Annotated in this window: 21 protein-coding genes; 12 read left to right on the top strand and 9 right to left on the bottom strand. The window is 63.6% G+C overall.

What is annotated here, in order from left to right:
• Nucleotides 1-277: 277 nt before the first annotated feature.
• A complete protein-coding gene (gene adhP, locus JNB89_RS28040; protein WP_220364364.1) occupies nt 278-1,303 on the bottom strand; it encodes an alcohol dehydrogenase AdhP in 1,026 nt (341 codons plus the stop codon).
• A 220-nt stretch (nt 1,304-1,523) separates the two neighbouring features.
• Between adhP and JNB89_RS28035 the strand changes: the two genes are divergently transcribed.
• From JNB89_RS28035 to JNB89_RS28020, 4 genes are all read left to right on the top strand, one after another.
• Nucleotides 1,524-2,213, top strand: coding sequence for a CBS domain-containing protein (locus JNB89_RS28035; protein WP_220364363.1), 690 nt, complete (start codon nt 1,524-1,526; stop codon nt 2,211-2,213).
• Nucleotides 2,214-2,264: 51 nt separating this feature from the next.
• Nucleotides 2,265-3,218, top strand: a complete 954-nt coding sequence (locus JNB89_RS28030) for a universal stress protein (protein WP_220364362.1) — start codon at nt 2,265-2,267, stop codon at nt 3,216-3,218.
• Nucleotides 3,219-3,322: 104 nt separating this feature from the next.
• The gene (locus JNB89_RS28025; protein ID WP_220364361.1) at nt 3,323-3,769 is read left to right on the top strand and encodes a YeeE/YedE family protein; all 447 of its coding nucleotides are present in this window, start codon (nt 3,323-3,325) and stop codon (nt 3,767-3,769) included.
• A 1-nt stretch (nt 3,770) separates the two neighbouring features.
• Entirely contained in the window at nt 3,771-4,202 is a 432-nt protein-coding gene (locus JNB89_RS28020) for a DUF6691 family protein (protein ID WP_220364360.1), read from the top strand.
• Nucleotides 4,203-4,211: 9 nt separating this feature from the next.
• On the opposite strand, the gene JNB89_RS28015 is transcribed toward JNB89_RS28020, so the two are convergent.
• Complete coding sequence (locus JNB89_RS28015; RefSeq protein ID WP_013341946.1) at nt 4,212-4,535, bottom strand: hypothetical protein; 324 nt, start codon at nt 4,533-4,535, stop codon at nt 4,212-4,214.
• Nucleotides 4,536-4,661: 126 nt separating this feature from the next.
• Nucleotides 4,662-5,549 carry a LysR substrate-binding domain-containing protein gene (locus tag JNB89_RS28010; protein WP_135895662.1) on the bottom strand — a complete coding sequence of 296 codons (888 nt, stop codon included), beginning with the start codon at nt 5,547-5,549 and terminating at the stop codon, nt 4,662-4,664.
• A gap of 126 nt (nt 5,550-5,675) precedes the next feature.
• Here JNB89_RS28010 and JNB89_RS28005 point away from each other — a divergent pair, with 126 nt between their 5' ends.
• From JNB89_RS28005 to JNB89_RS27980, 6 genes are all read left to right on the top strand, one after another.
• The gene (locus JNB89_RS28005; RefSeq protein ID WP_135895661.1) at nt 5,676-6,326 is read left to right on the top strand and encodes an FMN-dependent NADH-azoreductase; all 651 of its coding nucleotides are present in this window, start codon (nt 5,676-5,678) and stop codon (nt 6,324-6,326) included.
• Nucleotides 6,327-6,635: 309 nt separating this feature from the next.
• Complete coding sequence (locus JNB89_RS28000) at nt 6,636-8,705, top strand: TonB-dependent receptor (RefSeq protein ID WP_220364359.1); 2,070 nt, start codon at nt 6,636-6,638, stop codon at nt 8,703-8,705.
• Between the two features lie 277 nt (nt 8,706-8,982).
• Nucleotides 8,983-10,557, top strand: a complete 1,575-nt coding sequence (locus JNB89_RS27995; protein WP_431026609.1) for an ABC transporter substrate-binding protein — start codon at nt 8,983-8,985, stop codon at nt 10,555-10,557.
• 98 nt (nt 10,558-10,655) lie between these two features.
• Nucleotides 10,656-11,933 carry an NAD(P)/FAD-dependent oxidoreductase gene (locus JNB89_RS27990; RefSeq protein ID WP_013341941.1) on the top strand — a complete coding sequence of 426 codons (1,278 nt, stop codon included), beginning with the start codon at nt 10,656-10,658 and terminating at the stop codon, nt 11,931-11,933.
• An 84-nt stretch (nt 11,934-12,017) separates the two neighbouring features.
• The gene (locus tag JNB89_RS27985; RefSeq protein WP_013341940.1) at nt 12,018-12,416 is read left to right on the top strand and encodes a hypothetical protein; all 399 of its coding nucleotides are present in this window, start codon (nt 12,018-12,020) and stop codon (nt 12,414-12,416) included.
• 156 nt (nt 12,417-12,572) lie between these two features.
• On the top strand, nt 12,573-13,781 hold the full coding sequence (locus tag JNB89_RS27980) for an MFS transporter (RefSeq protein WP_220364358.1): 1,209 nt from the start codon (nt 12,573-12,575) through the stop codon (nt 13,779-13,781).
• A gap of 25 nt (nt 13,782-13,806) precedes the next feature.
• Here the strand turns inward: JNB89_RS27980 and JNB89_RS27975 are convergent, their stop codons facing one another.
• The 6 genes from JNB89_RS27975 to JNB89_RS27950 all read right to left on the bottom strand — a co-directional run bounded on the left by JNB89_RS27975 (nt 13,807) and on the right by JNB89_RS27950 (nt 20,437).
• The gene (locus JNB89_RS27975) at nt 13,807-14,094 is read right to left on the bottom strand and encodes a hypothetical protein (protein WP_223216878.1); all 288 of its coding nucleotides are present in this window, start codon (nt 14,092-14,094) and stop codon (nt 13,807-13,809) included.
• A 799-nt stretch (nt 14,095-14,893) separates the two neighbouring features.
• Nucleotides 14,894-15,619 (bottom strand): aspartate/glutamate racemase family protein, encoded by a 726-nt coding sequence (locus tag JNB89_RS27970; protein ID WP_013341937.1) that lies wholly within the window; start codon nt 15,617-15,619, stop codon nt 14,894-14,896.
• On the bottom strand, nt 15,616-16,851 hold the full coding sequence (locus JNB89_RS27965; RefSeq protein ID WP_220364357.1) for a DUF917 domain-containing protein: 1,236 nt from the start codon (nt 16,849-16,851) through the stop codon (nt 15,616-15,618). The genes JNB89_RS27970 and JNB89_RS27965 overlap by 4 nt, the downstream gene beginning before the upstream one ends.
• Complete coding sequence (locus JNB89_RS27960; protein ID WP_220364356.1) at nt 16,841-19,168, bottom strand: sigma 54-interacting transcriptional regulator; 2,328 nt, start codon at nt 19,166-19,168, stop codon at nt 16,841-16,843. The genes JNB89_RS27965 and JNB89_RS27960 overlap by 11 nt, the downstream gene beginning before the upstream one ends.
• A 485-nt stretch (nt 19,169-19,653) precedes the next feature.
• On the bottom strand, nt 19,654-20,046 hold the full coding sequence (locus tag JNB89_RS27955) for an RcnB family protein (protein ID WP_220364355.1): 393 nt from the start codon (nt 20,044-20,046) through the stop codon (nt 19,654-19,656).
• A 142-nt stretch (nt 20,047-20,188) separates the two neighbouring features.
• A complete protein-coding gene (locus JNB89_RS27950) occupies nt 20,189-20,437 on the bottom strand; it encodes a hypothetical protein (RefSeq protein ID WP_013341933.1) in 249 nt (82 codons plus the stop codon).
• A 290-nt stretch (nt 20,438-20,727) separates the two neighbouring features.
• On the opposite strand from JNB89_RS27950, the gene JNB89_RS27945 reads away from it, so the two are divergent.
• Complete coding sequence (locus tag JNB89_RS27945) at nt 20,728-21,894, top strand: DUF4382 domain-containing protein (protein ID WP_220364354.1); 1,167 nt, start codon at nt 20,728-20,730, stop codon at nt 21,892-21,894.
• A gap of 50 nt (nt 21,895-21,944) precedes the next feature.
• Nucleotides 21,945-22,112 carry a hypothetical protein gene (locus JNB89_RS27940; RefSeq protein ID WP_220364353.1) on the top strand — a complete coding sequence of 56 codons (168 nt, stop codon included), beginning with the start codon at nt 21,945-21,947 and terminating at the stop codon, nt 22,110-22,112.
• Nucleotides 22,113-22,263 lie beyond the last annotated feature (151 nt).

The following is a 22,263-nucleotide window of genomic DNA, read 5'->3' as shown; positions in this document are numbered from 1 at the left end:
TGACAAAATGCCCCCGCTTGATCAAAGCTGGTTAGCGCGGCGCGATCTGCGCTCTCTTTCGCTTTCGCTTTCGCTTTCGCGCTCGCGCCGCGTTCCAGTTCATCTTCGTCGACGACCATACCGCCGTCTGCCGTGCTACCGTCATGCCGGGATCGACCGCACGGGTGCGTGAATTGCCTGTTGTCACTCTGTCAGGCCAGGCCATGCGCGGATTGATCTGGATCAGCCGCCTTGCAACGGCGAACCCAGCGTCATGGCGGCCGCGAGCGCGCGGCGGCTAGTCGAGTTTCAGCACCACACGGCCGTCCACGCGGCCGTTCTTCAGTTCCTCGAAAACATGGTTGATGTTCTCGAGCCGGTCGAGATGAATCCGCGCCCGAACGCGGCCTTGCGCGGCAAAGTCGAGCGATTCCTGCAAGTCCCTGCGGGTGCCGACAATCGAGCCGCGCACGGTAATGCCGTTGAGCACCGTGGAAAAGATCGGCAGCGGAAAGTCGCCAGGCGGCAAGCCGTTCAGCGCGACCGTGCCGCCACGCCGTACCATGCCTAGCGCCTGCGCAAACGCGCTGCGCGACACGGCGGTCACGAGCACGCCGTGAGTGCCGCCAATTTCCTTCTGAATCGCGGCGGCCGGGTCGCACTCCAGCGCATTGAACGTGAGTTCCGCGCCGAGTTCGCGCGCAAGAGCGAGTTTGTCCTCCGCAATGTCGACGGCTGCGACGCGCAGGCCCATCGCAATCGCATATTGAACCGCGACATGGCCGAGGCCGCCGATTCCCGAAATGGTGATCCATTGACCCGGCCGCGTGTCCGTCACGCGAATGCCTTTGTAGACGGTCACACCGGCGCACAGAATCGGCGCGATGTCTTCGAACGAAACGGACGCCGGCAGATGGCCGACATAGTTCGGGTCCGCCAGCACATACTCGGCATACCCGCCGTTGACCGAGTAACCCGTGTTCTGCTGCTCGTTGCACAGCGTTTCCCAACCGCCGAGGCAATGTTCGCAGTGACCGCACGCGGTATAGAGCCACGGCACGCCGACGCGATCGCCTTCCTTGACATGCGCGACGCCTTCGCCCACTGCGGCGACATAGCCCACGCCTTCGTGGCCGGGAATGAACGGCAATGACGGCTTGACCGGCCAGTCGCCGTCGGCGGCGTGCAGGTCGGTGTGACAGACACCCGACGCCTTCACGTTGACGAGAATCTGACCGCGGCCAGGCCGTGGCACGGCGACTTCCTCGATATGCAGCGGCGCACCGAATTCGCGAACCACGGCGGCTTTCATCATGTGAGCCATGAGCTTCTCCAGACGATGGTTGGACCGCAATCAGTATCTGCTCCGTGCACTCGAACGAATTGACATGAGTCAGCCAGGACGCTCGCCGACGGCGCGCGGTTGCAGCGCCGGGACCACGGTTGCGTGCAAGGTCCTTCCGCATGATCCAGGTCAAGCGGGGGCAGGCGGCGCCGTCCTAATCTGGAATCACACCATCACCTAATCACTCAGGAGGCTTGCCATGCGCGCATCTGATGTCATGACCGGCAACGTCATCTCGGTCACACCCGACATGACCATTCGCGAGGTCGCGAGGCTGTTTGTCGAAAAACGTATCAGCGGGGCGCCGGTGCTCGATCCGGACGGCAGCGTCGTCGGCATGATCAGCGAGGGCGATCTCCTGCGGCGCAGCGAAATAGGCACCGACGAGCGCAGGCGCGTGTCGTGGCTGGACTTCTGGTCCGCAAGCCACGAGGCGCGCGACTACGTGAAAACGCATGGCACCAAAGTGAGCGATGTCATGACCACGGACGTGATCACCGTCGAGCCCGACACGCTGCTCGGCGAGGTGGCCGGTATCCTCGAGACGCGCGGCATCAAGCGTGTGCCCGTGACGGAAGCGGGACGGCTCGTCGGCATCGTTAGCCGTGCGAATCTCGTGCAGGCGCTCGCGAGCGTGCCGGATGAACCGGTTTCGAAGTCCACGCTTTCGGACGCCGAAATCCGCGCGCTGCTGATGGGCGAACTGGCGGGCCGCAAGTGGGCTTTTGCTGGCCGCAACATTGTCGTGACCGATGGCGTCGTGCATCTGTGGGGCGTGTTTCAGTCGGCCGAGGCGGTGGATGCGGTTCGCGTCGCGGCGCAAAGCATACCGGGCGTCAAGCGGATCGAAGACCACACTGAGCCGTATCAGGTAATGCCGGGCATTTGAAAAACGACGGGCGGCGCAAGCGCGCCAGCCGAACCGCATGGAGACAGCATTATGAGTTCAAGCGAGCGCGGCGCCGACGGCGCCGCCGCCATCAGGCGGATTCTCATTGCCGTGGACGCTTCGCCGGAATCGGCGCGCGCAGCGGACTACGTATGCCACATGACGCTGCCCGGCGCGCTGATCCGCATTGTGAGCGTGGCGGAAAACCCTCGCGTGCTGTTGCCGCTCGGATCGATGACGGACGCGGAGTTGCAGCTCGCGCGAACCGAACTCGCGCGCGACGCCGCACAAGCCGTGGCGCGTGCGAAAAAGATGTTCGCGGACGCGGGCATCGAGGTCGAATCGGGCGTGATCGAGATTGCAAGGCAGGGCGGTTACACGGCGAACGCGCTGATCGATGCGGCGGCACAATGGGGCGCAGATCTGCTGGTGCTCGGCGCGCGTCAGCATCACGGCATGATGCGCTGGGTGGAGGGCACCGTGTCCGAGTTCGTCACTACGCGCGCGCTGTGTTCGATACTCATCGTGCCTGCCGGCTATGAGGCCGACATCGGGCCTTCGCCCCAGCGGATTCTCTTTGCTCTCGACGGCAGCGTGGCGTCGCTGGATGCGCTGCACGCCGGTTGTCGGCTCGCCCGGCCGGATTCGCGTTTGCGCGCGATCTATGTGGTCGACCGTGCAGTGCGGTTGACCGATTTCGTGCCGATCCACGTGCTCGAAGAGGCTTTCATCGAAGAAGGCGAGGCGGCTATGGCGAGAGCAAGAAGCGTCTTCGAAACGCTCGGCAATACGGCGGAGACCGCGCTCGTCAAAACCGAGCCTGTCAGCGACGACGTCTCGCACGCCATCGTGCGCGATGCCGAACGGTGGCACGCGGACCTGCTGGTGCTGGGCACGCATGGACGACGCGGCGTCGCACGCTGGCTGCTCGGCAGCGTCGCGGCCCGCACAGCGCGCCTTGCCCGTACTCCTGTGCTGCTCGCGCGGCCGCGGTCCGACGCATAAACCGGCGAGCGGCACGCGTGCATACGCGTGATGCGATGCCGGTTTGAATCGATTGGCGCATGCGTTGGCCAAAGTGGCACAATCGCGGAACAATTGGAGGCCACGTGTCGATCGATATCGCTAATTTCACGCCCGGCTGGTCGCTGACCGGCGGCCTCGCAATCGGGGTCGCCGTCGCGGTGCTCGTCCTTTTCAACGGGCGAATTGCCGGTATTAGCGGCATTCTGGGTGGCCTCGTGAGCGCTTTGTTCGGTTCACAGCGCAGCGATACGGCGTGGCGCGTCGCATTTCTGGCGGGGCTGGTTGCTGCGCCGGTGCTTGCGCATTTGCTGGGCGAATCGCTCGTGCTCGACATTGGCGCGGGCTGGGGACAGTTGCTCGTGGCCGGCTTTCTCGTCGGCCTGGGTACGCGCTACGCGAGCGGCTGCACGAGCGGACATGGCGTCTGCGGAATCGCGCGCGGTTCGCTGCGTTCGGTGGTCGCCACGGCCACCTTCATGGTGGCCGGCTTCCTGACGGTCTTCGTCTATCGACATGTGCTCGGAGGCTGACGTGGCGAAACTGACTGCGTTGCTTTCCGGGCTACTGTTCGGTGTCGGCCTGATGATCTCGGGTATGGCCAATCCGGCGAAAGTGCTCGGCTTTCTCGATCTCGCCGGAAAGTGGGACCCGTCGCTCGCTTTTGTCATGGGCGGCGCGTTGGCCGTCGGCGTGGTCGCGTTCTGGTTGGCCAGACGCCGCACTAAATCGCTGCTCGGCCTGCCCATGCAAATCCCCGCGAGTTCCGCTGTGAGCACGAGGCTGATTGTGGGCAGCGCGCTATTCGGCATCGGCTGGGGGCTGGCCGGGTTTTGTCCGGGCCCTGCTCTTGTCGCATTGGGCGCGGGTTTTCCAAAAGCCTGGGTGTTTGTCGCCGCGATGCTAGGCGGCATGGCGGCGTTCGAACTCGTCGAGCGCGCGAAGCCGCGCCGCCAGCACGCGTGACAGTTCCGCCTAAAGTGGCGTGGAACGCACCGCCTTGCCATAGGTGCTGACGATTCGCGCGTCCTGTTCCGCGGCGGAAAAAAGCTCCCACTCGAGGCCGTTGACGTCGACGCTGCTCGAATACGCCGCAGCGCTGTCGTCCTCGAATCCGACATGGCGCAACTGGCCCGCCTGCGCCGGTGTTTCGTTAATCGAAAAGTTAAGCAGATCCGTGCGCCACATCGCGTACTTGCCCGGCACGATGGCGGACGGCGGTTGTCCGAGGCGCCGGCTGTAGTCGGCAATGGAGTCGTCGAGATTGGCAACAGCCAGTGCAATGTGAAAGCGCTTCATGATCGGTCCAGGGCGGTGGTGGAGGGTGGATGGTGGCGGTCGGGTGGTGCGCTCGACCTTGACACGCTCCAATCGTAAGCACTGTCCACTCGCGCAACCAGCCAGGCGTTTATGCTGGTATGACTGTTACCCGTTTGCTTGCGCCCTGCGTGCATCGGCCGCATCCGCCTTGTGCGCGAATGCCTGCACGATCGCGCTGCCCAGTTCATCGGCGATGCGGGGCGAGGGACCGCCCGCAGCGAACATCGTGAATTCGACGTCCGGAAGCGCGGGCAGACCCGCATCGGGCGGCATCACGCGCAAGCCGTTCACAAGTTGCGTGTGGACCATCGGCGTGACCGCGAAGCCGGCTTGCGCCGCTGCCCGCAAACCGGCGACGCTCGAGCCCACGAGCGCGATCCGGTATTCCACGCCGCCGCGCGCGAGAGCGGCGAGCGCCGCTTCGCGATAGGGGCAAGGTTCGGGGAACAGCGCGAGCGGTACGGGCGCGCCCCGCGCAAGCGAAGACCATTCCGCGCCCACCCACACCAAAGGCTCGCGCCACAGTACCTGCCCGGCACGCCCACCGTCGCAGCGGCCGCCGATCACCACGTCGAGTTCGCCCTGATCCATTGCGACCAGTAGATCGGCGGGAATGCCGACGCGCACACTGAAAGCGATGCGCGGATAGCGCACGGCAAACGCCTGCATCACGTTCATCAGCCGCACGTTGGAAAGGTCCTCGGAAAGGCCGACACGAACCTCGCCCTGGCTGGGCTCGCGCGACAGTTGCGCCTGCGCATCCTGATTGAGCGCAAGGATCGCGCGCGCGTAGCCGAGCAGCAACTCGCCGTCAGCGGTGAGCGCGACCGAGCGCGTGGTGCGCGCCAGCAATTCGCGGCCGATCTGGTTTTCGAGGCGCCGCACATGCGCGCTCACCGCCGACTGCGTCAGATTCAAACGGGCGGCGGCATGCGTGAAGCCGCCTTCCTTCACGACCGCCACGAATGAACGCAACAGGACAGTATCGAACACAGCACGCTCTCCTCGAGTTGGCGGATTCAGTGCGAATCTGACTGAATCGGCTCACTATACTTCGTTTAAATTTCTCTTTGAAATATGTTGTGATTGCTCCACCCCAAAACCGAGTGGAGCAATCTGATGCCGACCCTGCTGCATGTCGAATCGTCACCGCGTAAGACGCGCTCCGCGTCGCTCGAAGTGGCGCACGTTTATCTGGACACCTATTGGGAAGTGCATCCCGAACCTCGAATCGACGTGCTCGATTTGTGGTCGACCGAATTGCCGGAGTTCGACGGCGACACGCTCGAGGCCAAGTACGCCGACCTGAGCGGCGCGTCCCTCAGCGAAGCCCAGCAGCAGGCGTGGTCCCGGATTCGTCAACTCGCGCAGCGCTTGCACGACGCCGACACGCTGCTGTTTTCGGTGCCGCTGTGGAATTTCTCGATTCCGTACAAGCTCAAGCACTTCATCGACGTGGTATCGCAACGAAACGTGCTCTTCTCGTTCGACGAGCGAGGGCTGACCGGCCTGCTGCGCGGCAAGAACGCCGTGGTGATCTACGCGCGCGGTCTCGATTATTCGATCGACTCGATCACACCCGCGCATTCGTTCGATTATCAGCGGCCGTTCATGGAGGCGTGGCTGCGTTCGGTCGGCGTGACGGATGTCGAATCGATCATCGTCGAGAAGACGCTGTTGGGAGCGGAGGTCGACCGCGCGGCGCGGCAGGCTGCATGCGACCAGGCCGTGGCTCTCGCGAGGGCGAGCGCTGTTTCTGCTGCGAAGTAAGTCACGCGCGGTGCCAGGGCTGGAGCGTCGCCGCCGCGGCTGGTGACGCTCGTCTGCTTTCGAGCGGTTTGGTGTGCATCGTTTGTTCGCTGTCAGTTTACGTAACAAATGTTACGTTATATCATTCGCTCGCTTTGAGCAGGACGAGTCGCCCGCTGTTGCGCCGCACGTCCCATCGCTCAATGTCGGCCCGGAATCGTCCGCTCATGAAACGCAACGTTATAACGTTGCGTTAATGGCGGTCCCGGTGTGCAAGCGAATCCCAAAATGACCGTGAACAAAAACTCTCGACGCATTCGACGCACAAGCATGCGCGCGCTTCGGCTGTCGCCGCTTTCTCTTGCGCTGGTTGCCGCATTGGCCCATGCGCAGTCCGCTAATCCGGTTCCGGCCCAGAATGCGACCCCGACGCGAGAGGGTTCCCTTGCGCCGGTGTTCGTCACCGCGAATCCGTTGGGCGACAGCGACCTGATCGCTCCCGCAACCGCGCTGTACGGCGACGCGCTCACGCGCCGTCAGACCAACTCGCTCGGCGAGACGCTAAACGGCCTGCCCGGCGTGTCCACCACGACTTATGGTCCGATGGTGGGGCGACCCATCATTCGCGGCATGGACGGCGACCGGATCCGACTTCTGCAAAACGGCGTCGCCGCGTGGGACGCGTCGTCGTTGTCCTACGATCACGCAGTTCCGCAAGAGCCGCTCACCGTCGAGCGTGTCGAGATCGTGCGCGGACCGGCGGCGCTGCTGTACGGCGGCAATGCAATCGGCGGCGTGGTGAACACCATCGACAACCGCATTCCGCGCGAGCCGATCAAGGGGCTGACCGGCGGCGTGGATGCGAGCTATGGCGGCGCGAACGACGCGCGGGCGGGCGCGGCTCAGGTGGAAGGCGGCAACGGGCAATTCGCCTTTCACGTCGACGCATTCGATCGCGAAACGAGCAAGGAGCGCATTCCCGGCTTCGCGCATTCGGACCGCCAGCGCGCGCTCGACGGTCCCGACGCGGACGAGGCCTACGGCAGCCTGCCGAATAGCGACGGCCGCTGGCATGGCGGAGCGCTCGGCGGCGCCTACACATGGGCCGACGGTTACGCGGGCCTGTCGTACAACGGCTACGAAGCGAACTACGGCTCGGTCGCCGAGGACGACGTGCGGCTGCGCATGCGCCAGGACCACGTAGCGTTCGCATCCGAAGTGCGCAACCTGCGCGGACCGTTCTCGCAACTCAAATTCGACTTCGGTTATACGGACTACCAGCACAAGGAAATCGACAACGGCGAGACCAGCACGACGTTCCGCAATCATGGATACGAGGCACGCATCGAGGCGCGGCATCGCAAGATGGGTCCGTTCGAGGGCGCGCTCGGCGTTCAACTCAGCCAGAACACCTTCTCTGCTCTGGGCGACGAGACACTCGTGCCGACCACGCAAACCACGAACGTCGCGCTGTTCGGCCTCGAAGAGTGGAACGTGACCGATGCGTTCAAGCTGAGCGCGGGCCTTCGCTACGAGCACGTCAAACAACAGCCGACGGCGGCCGGCAACGACAAGTTCGCGAGCGCGCGCGACCGCGACTTCAACGCGGTGAGCGCATCGCTCGGTGCGCTCTACAAGTTGACGCCGCTGTGGTCCGTGGCGGGCAACGTCGGCTACACCGAGCGCGCGCCCGCGCTGTACGAGTTGTATGCCAACGGTCCGCACGACGCCACAGGTCAGTACCTGATAGGCGAACCGGATGCGCAGAAAGAAAAGGCCGTGTCGACCGATCTGTCGCTGCGGTTCGCGAGCGGCCCCAACAAGGGCAGTGTCGGCGTGTTTTACAGCCGCTTCAAAAATTATCTGACCGAGTTCAACACAGGCCGCCTGGTGGACGACTCCGACCAGGTCGTCGCGCCCGGCACTGACGATGCGTTGAACGAAGCCGTATATCGCGGCGTGCGCGCGGAGTTCTACGGCATCGAACTGGACGGCAAGTGGCGCGTTTTTCAGAAAGGCCCGCACCAGGTGGACGTGGAGTTCACTGGCGACTACACGCATGCGCGCAATATGGACAACGACCAGCCGCTGCCGCGTATTTCGCCGCTGCGCGCCACAGTGGCTGTCGACTACGGCTATGGTCCATTCGGTGCGCGCGCCGAACTGCAACACGCGTGGGGCCAGCACCGCGTACCCGAGAACGATCTGCCGACGGCTACCTATACGAAGCTCGGCTTGCTTCTCACCTACAAGTTCCGCGTCGGCGCGACCGACTGGCTAGCCTATCTACGCGGCGATAACCTGACCAACCAGGACATCCGCTATGCGAGTTCGGTGGTGCGCGACATCGCACCCGAAGGTGGCCGAAGCGTAATGGTGGGCTTGCGCACACGGTTCTGACGCGCGGCCCTAGTCGCATTTGTCATCACACGAAGGCGGCGCCTCGGCGGCCGCCTCGCATAGCCCGCAACAGGCACGCTCCAGAGCTCCCAGGCGGCGACCATACAAATTGACGCGTTAGCGGCAAAAGAACAGTTTGTTTATGCCGTCGGCCTTTTTTTGTCGGCGCTTTTTGCAGTCCATGCCGGCATACGATGCTGCTAACGAGACTTGGGAAATCTTCCCGCCGCGTACGGAACGTTGCTTAGATCATTAAACATCTGCGGAGCCAATTGACGTGAACGACGATACGATTAACCGCGGCATCAGCCGCCGCGACATGATGCGCATGCTCGCGGGAACCGGCATGATGGCCGCCGGCGCAGGGCTGCTCACGGCTGCACCGGGCGCGCTTGCCGCCGAGGTGCCCAGGAAGGGCGGCAGCATCCGCGTCGCGTGCGACACGAGTTCGGTATCGGATACGCTCGATCCCGCAGCGGGTTCGACGGGCAGCGACTATATCCGCTTCTTCATGTTTTACAGCGGCCTCACGCAACTCGACGAGAGCCTGACGCCGCGCATGAACATCGCCGAATCGGTGTCCAGCACCGATGCGAAAACCTGGATCATCAAGCTGCGCCGCGGCGTGACCTTTCACGACGGTAAGCCGCTTGTGCCGGCGGACGTGGTCTATTCGCTGATGCGTCACAAGAATCCGCAAACCGCCTCGCGCGTGAAGACGCTTGCCGATCAGTTCGCGAGCGTGACGGCAAGCGGGCCGAACGAAGTGACGCTGACGCTGCAAGTGCCGAACGCCGATCTGCCGGTGATCCTCGCCACGCCGCAGCTCGTCATCGTCAAGGACGGCACGACCAACTTCAACTCCGCAATCGGAACGGGACCATACAAGCTGAAAAGTTTCAGGCCGGGCGCGGGTACCGTCGGCGTGCGCAATGACAACTACTGGAAGCCGGGACAGCCGTACCTCGACCAGATCGAGCTCATCGGCATCAGCGACAACGCCGCGCGGGTGAGCGCGCTGCTTGCGGGCGATGTGCATCTGATCAACTCCGTCGACCCGCGTGCCACGCGGCGCATCGCCGCGACGCCGGGTTACGAGATCAAGGAAACGAAGTCGGGCCTGTACACGGACCTGATCATGCGCCGCGACAATGCGCTGACGGGCAACCCCGATTTCGTGAAAGGCATGAAGTACCTGTTCGACCGCGAACAGATCCGTTCGGCGGTGTTTCTCGGCTACGCGGTGATCGGCAACGATCAGCCGATTCCGCCAGGGCATCGGTACTTCAATGCTTCGCTGCCGCAGCGCAAATTCGATCTCGACAAGGCGAAGTTCTACCTGCAGAAGGCAGGCGCGGTCGGCACTGCCGCATTGCCGCCGATCTACGCGACCACCGACGCGAACGGCTCTATCGAAATGGCGCAGTTGATCCAGCAGACGGCCTCGAAGATCGGTGTGAATCTGAGCGTGAATCGCGTGCCGGCCGACGGCTATTGGTCGAATCACTGGATGAAGCATCCGCTTGGCTTTGGCAACATCAATCCGCGCCCGAGCGCCGATGTACTGTTCACGCAGTTCTTCAAATCGGACGCGCCATGGAACGAGTCCGCGTGGAAGGACCCGAAGTTCGATCAGTTGCTCGTCAACGCGCGCGCCGAGACCGACGACGCCAAGCGCAAGCAGATGTACGCCGACATGCAGGCGCTGGTTGCAGACGAGAGCGGCATAGGCATACCCGCGTTCATCAGTCTTCTGGATGCCAACGACAAGCGCCTGAAAGGCGTCGGCTCGATTCCCACCGGCGGCATGATGGGCTTTTCGTTTGCCGAGTACGCATGGTGGTCTGCCTGACCTGGGCGCTTTAGCGTGTCGAGCGTTGCGCTGACCGGCTTCTCGCGAACACCTCGCGCGCAGGCCGGTCTCCGTGTTGGCATTGAACCGCAAAGACAATGAAGCTAGATTCGTACTGGCTGGACACAGCTCCCGAATTCAGGGACGGTGCGCAAGGGCCTGTTGAAGGGCACAGCGATGTGGTCGTGATCGGGGGCGGCTTCACCGGCCTGTCGGCTGCGCTGGAACTCGCTACCCGCCGCGTGTCCGTCACGCTGCTCGAAGCCGGCCGGATTGCCGGCCAGGCCTCGGGAAGAAACGGCGGGCAGTGCAATACCGGCGTCGCGCAAGACTTCGCCGCGCTTGCTGCAAGTGTGGGACTCGAGCAGGCCCGTGGCTTTTATCGCGCATATGAGAGCGCGGTGCAGACGGTGGAGGCGATCGTGACGCAGCACCGGATAGACTGCGATTTCGTGCGTTGCGGCAAGCTCAAACTCGCGGCAAAGCCGAAGCACTTCGACAAGCTTGCGCGGACCTACGAAGTACTGCATCGCGAAGTCGATCAGGATATCGAACTGATCGAGCCGGCGCGCACGCGCAGCGAAGTGGGCTCCGATGCGTTTCACGGCGGCCTGTTGCAGCGTAACGGGGCGCAGATGCATATGGGCAAGTTCGGCGTGGGCCTCGCGCAAAGCGCGGCGCGGCACGGCGCGCGCATCTTCGAGAACGCCGCCGTGACGCGGACGAAGCGCATGGACGGCGGCCGCTACGAGATCACATCGACGCGCGGTGTGATTCGGGCCGACAAGGTGCTGGTGGCAACCGGACCATCGCGGCAAGGGCCGTTGCAGTGGTTCCAGCAACGAATGGCGCCTGTCGGCAGTTTCATCGTGGTCACGGAGCCGCTTTCGCAAACGCGGCTCGACGCGCTTTTTCCGCATCGTCGCAACTATGTGACCTCGTTGAATATCGGCAACTACTTTCGCGTGACGCCGGACAACCGGCTGCTTTGGGGCGGGCGCGCGCGATTCGCGATGTCCGATCCGCGCTCGGATGCAAAAAGCGGCCAGGTGCTGCAGGCCAACCTCGCCAGGTACTTTCCGGAGTTGCACGGCACGCGAATCGACTATTGCTGGGGCGGTCTCGTCGACATGACGGTGGACCGCCTTCCGCGCGCCGGACAGCATGACGGGCTCTACTACTCCATGGGTTACAGCGGGCACGGCGTGCAGATGTCCACCCATATGGGACGTGTGATGGCAGACGTCATGGAGGGGCGCGCCGGGGCCAATCCGTGGCGTGCGCTGCCCTGGCCGCCAGTGCCCGCGCATGCCGCGCGCCGCTGGATGCTGCCGCTCGTTGGCGCCTACTATCGCATCCAGGACATTCTCCACTGACGCGACACGCGGCGCGTTGGCGAGCCGGTCGGGCAAGCTGCCTTTACAATTGCCCACTTCAGTCCGACAAACGTGACCTGCGCGATGAGATACCACCTTGCATTGACCCTTGCCGCAGCCGTCGCGGCCAGTGCGGCCGCTAACGCTCAAACATCCACTAACGGCGATACCGGCGCACTGCAATGCGCGATCGGAAAAGTGACCGGCGTGGGCGGGTCCGAGCAGAGCGTGCGGGAATACCTGGCTACGCCCCCGCGCGACCAGTATCGCTACCTCGCCGACAATCCGATCCAGTGCCGGATTTCCGACGAGGGGCGTGCGTCCGCATGTACCGGCATCACCACGCTGCGGCGCGAACAGGTCAGCGTGTACGATCAGATCGACAGTTCGCTGACTGCCGTGGTGGCGCGCGTCGAACTCGACCACGGCACTTATCCCGTGCTGATCGCGGTGCCGAGGCAGGACGTGCAGTGCCAGGAGTGATTGGCGCGTGGGTCTTGCCGTGGTTTTGCCAGAGTTTTATGCGGGTCTCGTCTGACTCTCGCGCGGCTCTCGCCTAGGTCGTGCGCTTGCTGATCTGGCTGCTGGTTTAACGCATGCCGGTTCAATGCCCGACTCTTTCGCAAACGGAACACACAGATGCGAGTCCGATCCCGAATCAGCGTGCTCGAAAGCATTCCGCGCAGTGTGTGGGTGCTAGGGTGCGTGAGTCTGCTGATGGACGTCTCGTCGGAGATCATCCATAGCCTTCTGCCGATGTTCCTGATGGTGAGCCTGGGCGCGAGCGCCGCGACCATCGGCCTGATAGAAGGCATTGCCGAAGCAACGGCGCCCATCGTGAAGGTGTTCTCCGGCGCGCTCAGCGATTATCTCGGCAACCGGAAGTGGCTCGCGGTGACAGGCTATGCATTGGGCGCGTTGAGCAAGCCGCTCTTCGCGACTGCACCGACGGTCGGCGTCGTCGTGGGCGCGCGCGTGATCGACCGCATCGGCAAGGGAATTCGCGGAGCGCCGCGCGATGCGCTGGTTGCCGACGTCACGCCGGTTCATCTGCGGGGCGCCGCGTTCGGGTTGCGCCAGTCGCTCGATACCATCGGCGCGGTGCTGGGGCCGCTGTGCGCGGTTCTCATCATGTCGGTGTGGGCCGATAACTTTCGTCTCGCATTCTGGCTTGCCGTCATACCAGGCGTGCTGGCCGTCGCGCTGCTGAGCGTCGGCATCCACGAGCCGGCGCGCGCGCCCGGCGCGAAGCGGGTCAATCCGATCCGGTTGGAGAACCTGAAGAAGCTGGGTGCGAACTACTGGTGGGTTGTCGCCATTGGCGGCGTGTTTGCACTCGCGCGCTTTAGCGAAGCGTTTCTCGTGTTGCGGGCGATGGGCAGCGGTGTGCCTGTCGCGTGGGTTCCGCTCGTGATGGTGGCGATGAATATCGTGTATTCGCTGTCGGCCTATCCGTTCGGCAAGCTCGCCGACACGACGAGTCACACGAGGCTGCTGATTGCGGGCCTTGTCGTGCTGATCGTCGCGGACCTCGTGCTCGCACATGGCAACCACTGGGGCAGCGTGCTGCTCGGCGTCGCATTGTGGGGCTTGCATATGGGCATGACCCAAGGGCTGCTCGCCACCATGGTTTCGCACACCGCGCCGGCGCAACTTCGCGGCACAGCGTTTGGCTTTTTCAACTTGCTGAGCGGGATCGCCACTCTGTTTTCGAGCGTGATCGCCGGTGAGTTGTGGGACCGGCTGGGCGCTGCCACCGCTTTTCATGCAGGCGCGATGTTCTGCATTGCCACCATCGTGCTGCTGGTGGCCGGCAAGGCGCGTGACACGCGGGTGGCGCCACGCTGACATGACAGAGCGAGCCTGGACCGGGTTATTCGGTTAGCTCCGCGAGTTCCGCGACGAGGCGTGACAGGCGGGCAATGCGCTGGTGATACATCGTCGCCTGCGGCGAGGTTTTGAGGTTTTCGACCCGTTCGCGCCAATAGGTAGGCGGGAAAGGCTTTTGCGACACAGATGAGATCACGCGCTCCAGATGAACGAGCTCGTTCTCCAGTATGTGGTGATGCATGCTTGAACCCCCGTGAGTAGCCAGTCTGGTCTGCTCGCGGCGTCGCTGACGATCTGACGCCGCGTAGAACTGGTCTTGCAGCTTGTTCATGTGCGCTCACTACAACGGACGAGCCGCCGTTGCCGCCCCCCGAGGGCATGCAACGGCGGCCAGACCAACCCCGCAGCGGATCGTCTGGTACATAGCCAAAGGATTTTCCGCTATTCAGTGCGTTGCATGGCAAGCCGCTTCTCTATGGACGCGTTCTCTTGCCACGATCCAGCACTGTCACTGCTACAGCACAGCCCTCTCTCAGTCTTATGCCGACGACACGCAATCGGCGGTGTGGTCGGTGCTCTGCACTCGTTCGTATAACTAATCGACTCGTCGCGTTCATGAATGGCGATGGTTCGATGAGCGGCGTCGTGCGGTCCAGACGCCGAAGCTCGAACACAGTGCGGCACACGATTCCTGTTTGGTCTCCCGGCTCCCGGTGTTTCGGACAAATTCGGTCACAGCGGTTGGGCTCAACGCTGCGAGCGCTCATAAAAGCAAGGGCCATGCCATATGTCGAGACGGCGTCTGCGCGAGCAAACCGGGTGGCGGACTTATGCGATCCTGGTCAATCCCGTCCAGGTAGGGTGCTGAAAGTGGACGGTTTCGTCCATGTGGCGAGGCAAGGCGCGTAGAGGGGCGTTTTCGTCCGAACCGGACAAGACGGGCGAACTGGGTAAGGGCATAAAGCACCGGGGCACGAGCGGCCACGCGGCAGAGGGTCGGCGAGGCGAGCGGGCGCCAGGCCGGACGAACCGGAATAACTGGGAGGGGCTTGAAATAACCGGGAATAGCCGGGAAGAACCCGGAAAGCCGGGCCGCCCCGGAAGAACCTGGGACGGCCCGACCGGAAGACCTACGACTGCAGGCTGACCTTGCTGTACGTCAGCCGGCTTGGGCGCACCTGCATGCGCACGAGCGACACGAGAAAGCTGAAGCCGGCCTGGTTCGGATCGATCACCGGAACATAGCTGCCCATCTCGTCGCTGAGCATTCGGGAGACACGGCTAGCGACATCCACGAAACCCGTGCAGCCGAGCAGAATGGATTGCGCGCCGTCTTCCTTGATTGCCTTCAACGCGGCGTCGAAAGTGCGGATGATCACGACGTCCATGTCGTCGAGCTGCGCGACCGGACAATTGATTGCGCGAATCGACGCGAACGTGTCCTGAATGCCATACGTCTGCGGATGGCCGCGCTGCATGGCGAGCGTGCTCGGCAGGATCGTGACGATCGAGAAACGCTGGCTGAGCGCAAGCGCCGTGAACGCCGAAGCCGGAAAGCCGCCGATGATCGGAATGTCGATCACCTCGCGGGCGGCTTCCACGCCGCACATGTCGAAGTCGGTCAGCCAGATGCCGTCGAAGCCGTCGTTGGCAATGGCCTGCGCGAGCTCGACCACCGGCATGCCGTTTTGCAGCCAGTTCGTGCGGTTCTCGATGTCGGGGTGTCCGGTTGCGATGTTGCGAATCTCGACCTGCACGTCGGGCGGCACGACGGGCGCGATGGCTTTGAGGATGCGTTCGTTGTACTGCGACGTGGCGACAGGCACGAGCACGCAGATGCGAATCGGCGAGTTCAAGATGCGTCTCCCTTGTGGGCGGATTGTAGTGATTGAAGCGACTGCAATGACTCCAGCGGCACATAAGGGCCGAGATAGTTGAGCGAGTTGAGCAGTTGCATGAAGCTGTCCAGAATCAGGCCGGGCTTGCGCAGTTGCGCGTCAGCGCGCCAGGCAATGAGCGTCACCGGGCGCTTGCCGACAACGGGGTTCAGCGAGCCGTCGGAGTTCACGAGGTCGCCATTGCTGAAGACAGACTGGCCTTCGCCGCCCACGTAATATGCGACGCTGTCCGGCGCGAGCACGATTGGCTGCGGGCACGCGCTGTCCCATACGAGCAGCGACTCGTTCTGGTACATGACCGTGTAGGTATGCTGTTGCGCCTGAATCCGGATCTTGCCGACGTCAAAGCCGCCGCTCGTATCCACTTCCGCCGACACCAGCTCGCCCGGCTCCGACACCACTCGCGCGGCAAGCCCGCAACGCTCGACCAGATAGTCCGCCATCTGCCGCGCACTGCCAATGGCGCCTGCCTGCAACGCGCGGCCGAGGTCGAGCGCGCGCGTGAGCGTGCCGCGAATTGGCGTCGCGCGGCCAATGTCGGCCGGCTGCATGACCCACATCGCGAGTCCGCCGAACTGGCCGAACTCGGGATCGGCGACGACCGGGCGCATCATCTGCTCGACGATCGCCGACACGTCGCGCTGATGCGTCGGGGCGCCGAAGGTGCCGGTGCGAGGCGTCACGTCGAGTTCGACGCACAAGCCACCCTGGCTCACGAGAAACGCAGGCCGTGGGTCGATTTCAGCGGCGGCGAACGTGAGCATCGGCAACGAGGGCACGGCGCGGCCGGCGCCGTCCGCGTCGATCACCGCAAGGCCGAGCTTCGCCGCGACCAGCGCCGCGACTGTGAAGCCGAGCGCGCCGCTTTCCGGCGGCATCACATAGGCGAGCTTCTTCGACTGCGAGGCGAGCCGCGCCTGCACGTTCTGCACGGCTGTCACGGGACCCAGCGGATAGGTCGCCGAATTGATCGCTTCGGGCGCGCCGAGATACGCGACCATGACGGCCGCGCCTTCGGTGGCTTCTTCGACGGAGACCACCTTGACCGTATCGGTCGGGTAGTAGTCGCCGGCCACGAAATGCGCGGCGAGATGCCGGGCGGACTCGATCGTGCCGCCCCCGCCGCTGCCGAAAAAGGCCGCGCCCAATAACAGCGGTTCCAGATCTTCCGGGCGTAGGTCAAATGCCATTTACGATTCCTTGAGTGTAGTTGTCGAAAGAAGTCTGTTGCTGGAGTTCAGCCAGCAGTTTCGCCGTGCCTGCCACACGCGGCGTTGCATCCACCGGCAGCGAACGCAAGCCGCGCTCGAGTGTCTCGATCGCTTCTGCGACGCGGCCCGTGGAGCGCAAGAGGTCCCCGAGATAACGCGCGGCTTCCACGCGCGCGGGCACGGAGCCAAACGCGAGCGCGGTCGACAGGGCCGTGCGCAAGCCCAGCTCCGCCGCGTTCACGTCGCCGAGCGCCCACTGCGCGCGTGCCCGTGTGACGAGCAGCTTGCCAAGGTAGACGCGTTCCTGGCGCGCCAGTGTTTCGTCGATGGCGGTGGCCAGCATTGCTTCGCATTCCCTGGCGCGTCCGGCACGCAGCAGCAGTTCCCCGTGATGCCACGTCTTGAACGAATAGAACAGCGCGCCGCCATTGCACACGACATGGTTATCGTAGCCGTCGAGCATGACAGTTTCGGCTTCGTCGGTTTGGCCGAGCGCGCTGAGATGACAGGCCCGCAACACCTGGCCGACGCCGCGATAGAACGCAAAGCCATATGCGATGGACACCGATTCCAGTTCGCTCGCGAGGCGGCCGAGCCGGTCGATGTCATCGAAGAGCGCGGCGAGCCACGCCGCGCCTTGCAGATTGACGACGTGAGCGAGCGCGTGCACGCCCGGCTCCGACGCGCGCAGAATCAGCATCTCCATCGCGCGGCGCGCCTGCGCGAAAGCGCCGATCTGATACGCGGCGAGTCCTTCGAAAGTGAGGGCGAGACTTGCGAGGTCGATGCCTTGCGAGCCGGTGCGAATGTCGTTGACCCCCACGCCGAGCAGATTGCCGCGTGCGAGACAGGCAAGCGCTTCCTCGCTGTCGCCCAGCCAGAACAGCGTGTTGGTCATCGCCACGTGAGCTTCGTCGAGCGATACCCGATCGCCGCCGTTCTGCGCGCGCTCCAGCATGTTTTGCGCAGTCGCGCGTGCCTGCTTCAGTTGCAGCGTAGTCAGTTGCGTGGTCCAGATGCCGAACTGGATCGCAGCGATCTCCGCGGGCGCACAAACACCTTCGCCGATGGCGAGCGCCGCGGCATAGCACGCGGTGGCCTCCGCATACAGCCAGCCGTGCACGCTGCGCAAGCTCATGCCGAGCAGGCGGTAGGCGTCGAACTGCAGGCGGCGCACGGCTTCGTGTTCGTTCGGCGTTTGCAGCACGTCGAGACAGCGGCGCAGCGGCGGAATGGCCTCGGCGAAATTCGATTCCTCGATCAACGCCCGCGCATGCTCAAGGCACTTGCGCGCCTCCCGATGATGTTCCTCACGCGACTTCAGGCGCCGTTCGATGGTCTTGCGGCCCACGCCGAGCAGCGCGGCCGCTGCGCTCTTGTTGCCGCTCGTGCGTTCCAGCGCGCGATCGATCAGCAGATCTTCGGCGGCGCTCAGCTTGTCGCGGCCTTCCAGTTGCAACAGCATGTCCGCGAGGCTCGCGCGCGATACCGGTCCGCTTGCCTCGTTAGCAAGGAACGGCTCGAGCGTATCCACGTCGATGTGTGCGCTTTCGGCAAGCACGCTCAGCTGACTGATGAGATTGCGCAATTGCCGGATGTGCCCCGGCCATGGATGCTGCGCGAGCCGCCGCAGCGCCGCCGGTGAAAACTCCAGACGGCGCGCGTGCTGTGACGCGAAGTGGTTGACGAGCGCGGGAATGTCCTCCACGCGCTGCTCAAGTCCCGGCACAGCGAGCACGAATACCGCGAGGCGATAGAACAGGTCCTCGCGAAAGAGTCCCTCGCGCGCGAGCTCGCGCAGGTCGCGGTGCGTCGCGGCTACGACGCGTCCTGCAAAGTGCAGGCTGGTCGCCGAGCCGAGCGGGCGAAACGTGCGCGTCTCCAGTACACGCAGCAGCTTGGGTTGCAATGCGAGCGGCAACTCGCCGATTTCATCGAGCAGCAGCGTGCCCTTGCCGACCTGCTGGAAAAGGCCTTGGCGGTTTTCGGCGGCGCCCGTGAATGCGCCTTTGACGTGCCCGAATAGTTCGGCTTCGACGAGATGCTCGGGAATCGCGCCGCAATTGACATCGACGAAAGGTTGGTCCTGGCGCTGGCTGTGCGCGTGCACGCGACGCGCCACCAGTTCCTTGCCCGAGCCGGTCGGCCCGAAAATCAGCAATGGATGATCGGTGGGCGCGACGCGATCGATCATCCGGACCAGTTGCCGAAACGCCGGCGCGCCGCCCACGAAGGAGCCCGACTCGGTCGATTCGGTCTTCTCCTGGGCGAACGGAACGACAGGGGTATAACTCATTTAGCGAGTACGCTCCACATGATCCGCGTGCGACGCAACGCGGAAGTGGCCGTCTGGCGACGGCGGTCATGCATCGATCAGGTGTCAGGCGAAACTTCCTAGTCTGCTGTAGGAATGTTCCACCCTGGGAGAGACAGAGTATGACGGCTTGCTGCCGATGTTGTCTTTGGAAATTAATCGTTGCGCCGGTTGCTTCGCGCTTGTCACGGCGAGGCGCGCGCGGTAGCACAAGCCGTCGCAACCCGCTTGCTATGCATTACGGATATAACGGCGGAGTTTGCGTGATTCTTTAGCGGTGCAGCGGGGAGCGGGCCGCGATCAGGCAGCAGTCGCTGAGAACAGAGGGAGCGAGGAAGGCACGGCAGCGACCGGATGGGGTGCAGCCAGGAAGCCGTGCCTTTCACCAAAACGAAGAAGCGGAACAAGCGGAACAAGCGCGTAACAGCCAAGGCGACCGCACGCGGCGGCCGCCTGGGTGTCGCCGCTTACGGCCCGACGCGCAAGATCAAGCCGGAGGACAACTGCACCATCAGATAGTCGCCGCCGATGCCGACCCACGAGTAACCGCGCGGCGGCGGAGCGAGCCGGTACGCACGCCAGTCGTCGATCACGTATTGACGGTCGCGGTATTCGGGAGGCAGGCGGTCGCCCTTGCGCCAATGTCCCGGCGCGTTTGCCGAGTTGCCCGGGCCATCGGGGCTGTGTCCGGGCGGCATCTGCTTATGCCCGTGACCGTTCGGTCCCTTGCCTTTGTCCGGTCCCTGCCCATGGCCTCCGCCATGCCCTGGGTTGCCTTGCGGCGGCTGAGCAAATGCTAGCGACGATACGAGAAGACTCGCGGCAATTGTCGATGCGAGAAATAGACGGGATTTGCTCATTAGCCATCTCCTCTGAAACTGGTGGCTCAAGGTTAAGAAAGCGCAAAACCGACGACGTTGGCAACCGCAATTGCGCGATGCCGCACGCCTCAAAATTTGCGTTTGAGGATTTCCGCTCCTTATTGTGCCGTATTGCAGCCCATTAGCTAGTGCCGATTGCAACGCCATGAGCGCTGTTATTTGCGGCTTGGGCTTCGAGTTCGTCCAGTTGCAGCAGAAGCACGTCAATAGAACGCAATTGCGCATTGGTCAAGTGCTGCGAATCCAGCAGTTGATGAAGCCGCTCGCGCCAGTAAGCGCCCGGCAGGATCGGCCCCGCGAGGTCCCCAGCCATTGACGCGCGCATCACCCGCGCAAGGTGCGCGATCTCCTGGTCGATCAGTGTGAGCATGTCCCACCTCGCAACGTTCGTTCTTGTTGTGTAACGAAGAGCAACTAAACCTTAGACCACCCGTGGCAAATAGCCAATTGCCCCGGGTTTATGCGGACCGGCTAAAGGATTCGCGCCGGCTTTTAGCACCTTTGTAAAGCATGATATGCAAGTTACGGGTACAAGTCTCCCCTGATATGGCAAAGAATGTCAAATCGGACGGGGTTACCAGTCGTTGCAAATTGCACGATCTCCTTACAGGGAATTTCCATATCCTTCAGGCCACAACAACGATGAAGGAGGGATTCCCCATGAAAACCCTGTTTAAAACGCTCACGTGCGTCCTTGCACTCCCGCTTGCGCTAACGGCCTGCGGAGGCGGTGGCGGCGACGGCGGCAGTACGCCGACCGGCACGCTGCGAGTCCAGATGACCGACGCTCCCGCGTGCGGTTTCGACCATGTCTATGTGACGGTCAACAAGGTGCGCGTGAACATGAACGCGCAAGCCGGCGACGGCGACAGCGGCTGGCGCGACGTCACATTGGCGACGCCGCAACGAATCGACCTGCTTTCGCTGACCAACGGCGTGCTCGCGGACCTCGGGCAAACGGCCCTGCCCGCCGGCCAGTATCAGCAGATCCGCCTCGTGCTCGCGCAGAACCAGGGCAACGCGCTGGCCAACTCTGTTGTCCCGACAGGCGGCAGCGAGCAGGGCCTCGACACGCCGAGCGCCACGCAAAGCGGCTACAAGATCATCCGGCCTTTCACCGTGCAGGCGAATACCCTGGTTGACCTCGTGCTCGACTTCGACGCCTGCAAGTCCATCGTGCAGAAAGGCAACGGCTCATACAGTCTGAAGCCGGTCGTGACGGCCACGCCCACGGTGGTGAGCGGCACGATCTCTGGCTACGTCGCGCCTGCGGAAGCGGGCGCTGCGGTGTATGCCGAGCAGAACGGTCGCATCATCAAGGGCACCGTGGCGGACAGCAGCGGACAGTTCGTGCTGACACCGCTCGAGCAGAGCTCCACGAGCGGCAACTACGACATTGTGATCGTGCAGAACAACGTGGCGACGGGCGTGGTGCGTTCCGTGCCGGTCGTTGTGAACGCATCGACCGTGGTGTCTACCTCGGCTGCGCCGATCACGCTGCCGGCCTCCACCATGCACGTTGCAAGCGGCACGGTTCTGCCCGTGAGCGCGCAGGGTATCGTGCGGGCGTTGCAGTCGGTGAGCGGCGTCAACTACGAAATCACCAGCGCGAACGCCAATCTGGATACCGGCGCCTATGCGATGAACCTGCCGGCGGCCGCGCCCGTCGTCGGCACGTATTCGGGTACGCTGCCGGTCTCGCTCGCGCCTGTGGCGGGCGTCGCGGGTCAGTACACCGCGCAGGCCACCAGCGTGACCGGTGCGACCCAGCAGTCGGCAGTCAATGTCTTGACTACCGATCAAACCAACGTCAACTTCAGCTTCTAACCACCATTAGATGATGACGGAAGGGCGCAAGCCCTTCCTCGGGGAACCTCATGAAAAAGATCTTCTGTCTGCTTGCTACGGGTGCCGTGATGTTGAGCGGCTGCGCGCTGTATGTGCCTGATGCGCCGGGTGTGGTCGTGGTGCCGCAAGGCCATCCGCAAGGCGGTCCGGGCAACGGCTTCTGCCCGCCGGGACAGGCGAAGAAGGGTAACTGCTAAGCGTCACCCCGCTGATCACATGCTCGTTGGCATCGCGGGCGCGCCTGTGCGGCGCTCCCGCATCGCTTCGACTTGTGGCTGTCGGGCTCAAAGCGCTGCGGGGTTTCGCTTACTCTCGCAAGCGTGCCCGCATTCCCGCATCGTGGCCAGG

It is taken from the genome of Paraburkholderia phenoliruptrix (genome assembly GCF_019511605.1).
GTDB lineage: Bacteria > Pseudomonadota > Gammaproteobacteria > Burkholderiales > Burkholderiaceae > Paraburkholderia > Paraburkholderia phenoliruptrix_A.
The sequence above is the reverse complement of the archived record's forward strand: the minus strand, read 5'-3'. Positions and strand labels throughout refer to the sequence as shown.

Excerpts from the sequence above, each read along its gene's own strand:
- JNB89_RS27975 (WP_223216878.1), bottom strand. The coding sequence starts at position 14,094 with ATGAACAAGCTGCAAGACCAGTTCTACGCGGCGTCAGATCGTCAGCGA.
- JNB89_RS27965 (WP_220364357.1), bottom strand. The coding sequence starts at position 16,851 with ATGGCATTTGACCTACGCCCGGAAGATCTGGAACCGCTGTTATTGGGC.
- JNB89_RS27955 (WP_220364355.1), bottom strand. The coding sequence starts at position 20,046 with ATGAGCAAATCCCGTCTATTTCTCGCATCGACAATTGCCGCGAGTCTT.
- JNB89_RS27950 (WP_013341933.1), bottom strand. The coding sequence starts at position 20,437 with ATGCTCACACTGATCGACCAGGAGATCGCGCACCTTGCGCGGGTGATG.
- JNB89_RS28005 (WP_135895661.1), top strand. The coding sequence starts at position 5,676 with ATGCCGACCCTGCTGCATGTCGAATCGTCACCGCGTAAGACGCGCTCC.
- JNB89_RS27990 (WP_013341941.1), top strand. The coding sequence starts at position 10,656 with ATGAAGCTAGATTCGTACTGGCTGGACACAGCTCCCGAATTCAGGGAC.
- JNB89_RS28000 (WP_220364359.1), top strand. The coding sequence starts at position 6,636 with ATGCGCGCGCTTCGGCTGTCGCCGCTTTCTCTTGCGCTGGTTGCCGCA.
- JNB89_RS28030 (WP_220364362.1), top strand. The coding sequence starts at position 2,265 with ATGAGTTCAAGCGAGCGCGGCGCCGACGGCGCCGCCGCCATCAGGCGG.
- JNB89_RS27940 (WP_220364353.1), top strand. The coding sequence starts at position 21,945 with ATGAAAAAGATCTTCTGTCTGCTTGCTACGGGTGCCGTGATGTTGAGC.
- JNB89_RS28015 (WP_013341946.1), bottom strand. The coding sequence starts at position 4,535 with ATGAAGCGCTTTCACATTGCACTGGCTGTTGCCAATCTCGACGACTCC.
- JNB89_RS27945 (WP_220364354.1), top strand. The coding sequence starts at position 20,728 with ATGAAAACCCTGTTTAAAACGCTCACGTGCGTCCTTGCACTCCCGCTT.
- JNB89_RS27985 (WP_013341940.1), top strand. The coding sequence starts at position 12,018 with ATGAGATACCACCTTGCATTGACCCTTGCCGCAGCCGTCGCGGCCAGT.
- JNB89_RS27960 (WP_220364356.1), bottom strand. The coding sequence starts at position 19,168 with ATGAGTTATACCCCTGTCGTTCCGTTCGCCCAGGAGAAGACCGAATCG.
- JNB89_RS28035 (WP_220364363.1), top strand. The coding sequence starts at position 1,524 with ATGCGCGCATCTGATGTCATGACCGGCAACGTCATCTCGGTCACACCC.
- adhP (WP_220364364.1), bottom strand. The coding sequence starts at position 1,303 with ATGGCTCACATGATGAAAGCCGCCGTGGTTCGCGAATTCGGTGCGCCG.
- JNB89_RS27980 (WP_220364358.1), top strand. The coding sequence starts at position 12,573 with ATGCGAGTCCGATCCCGAATCAGCGTGCTCGAAAGCATTCCGCGCAGT.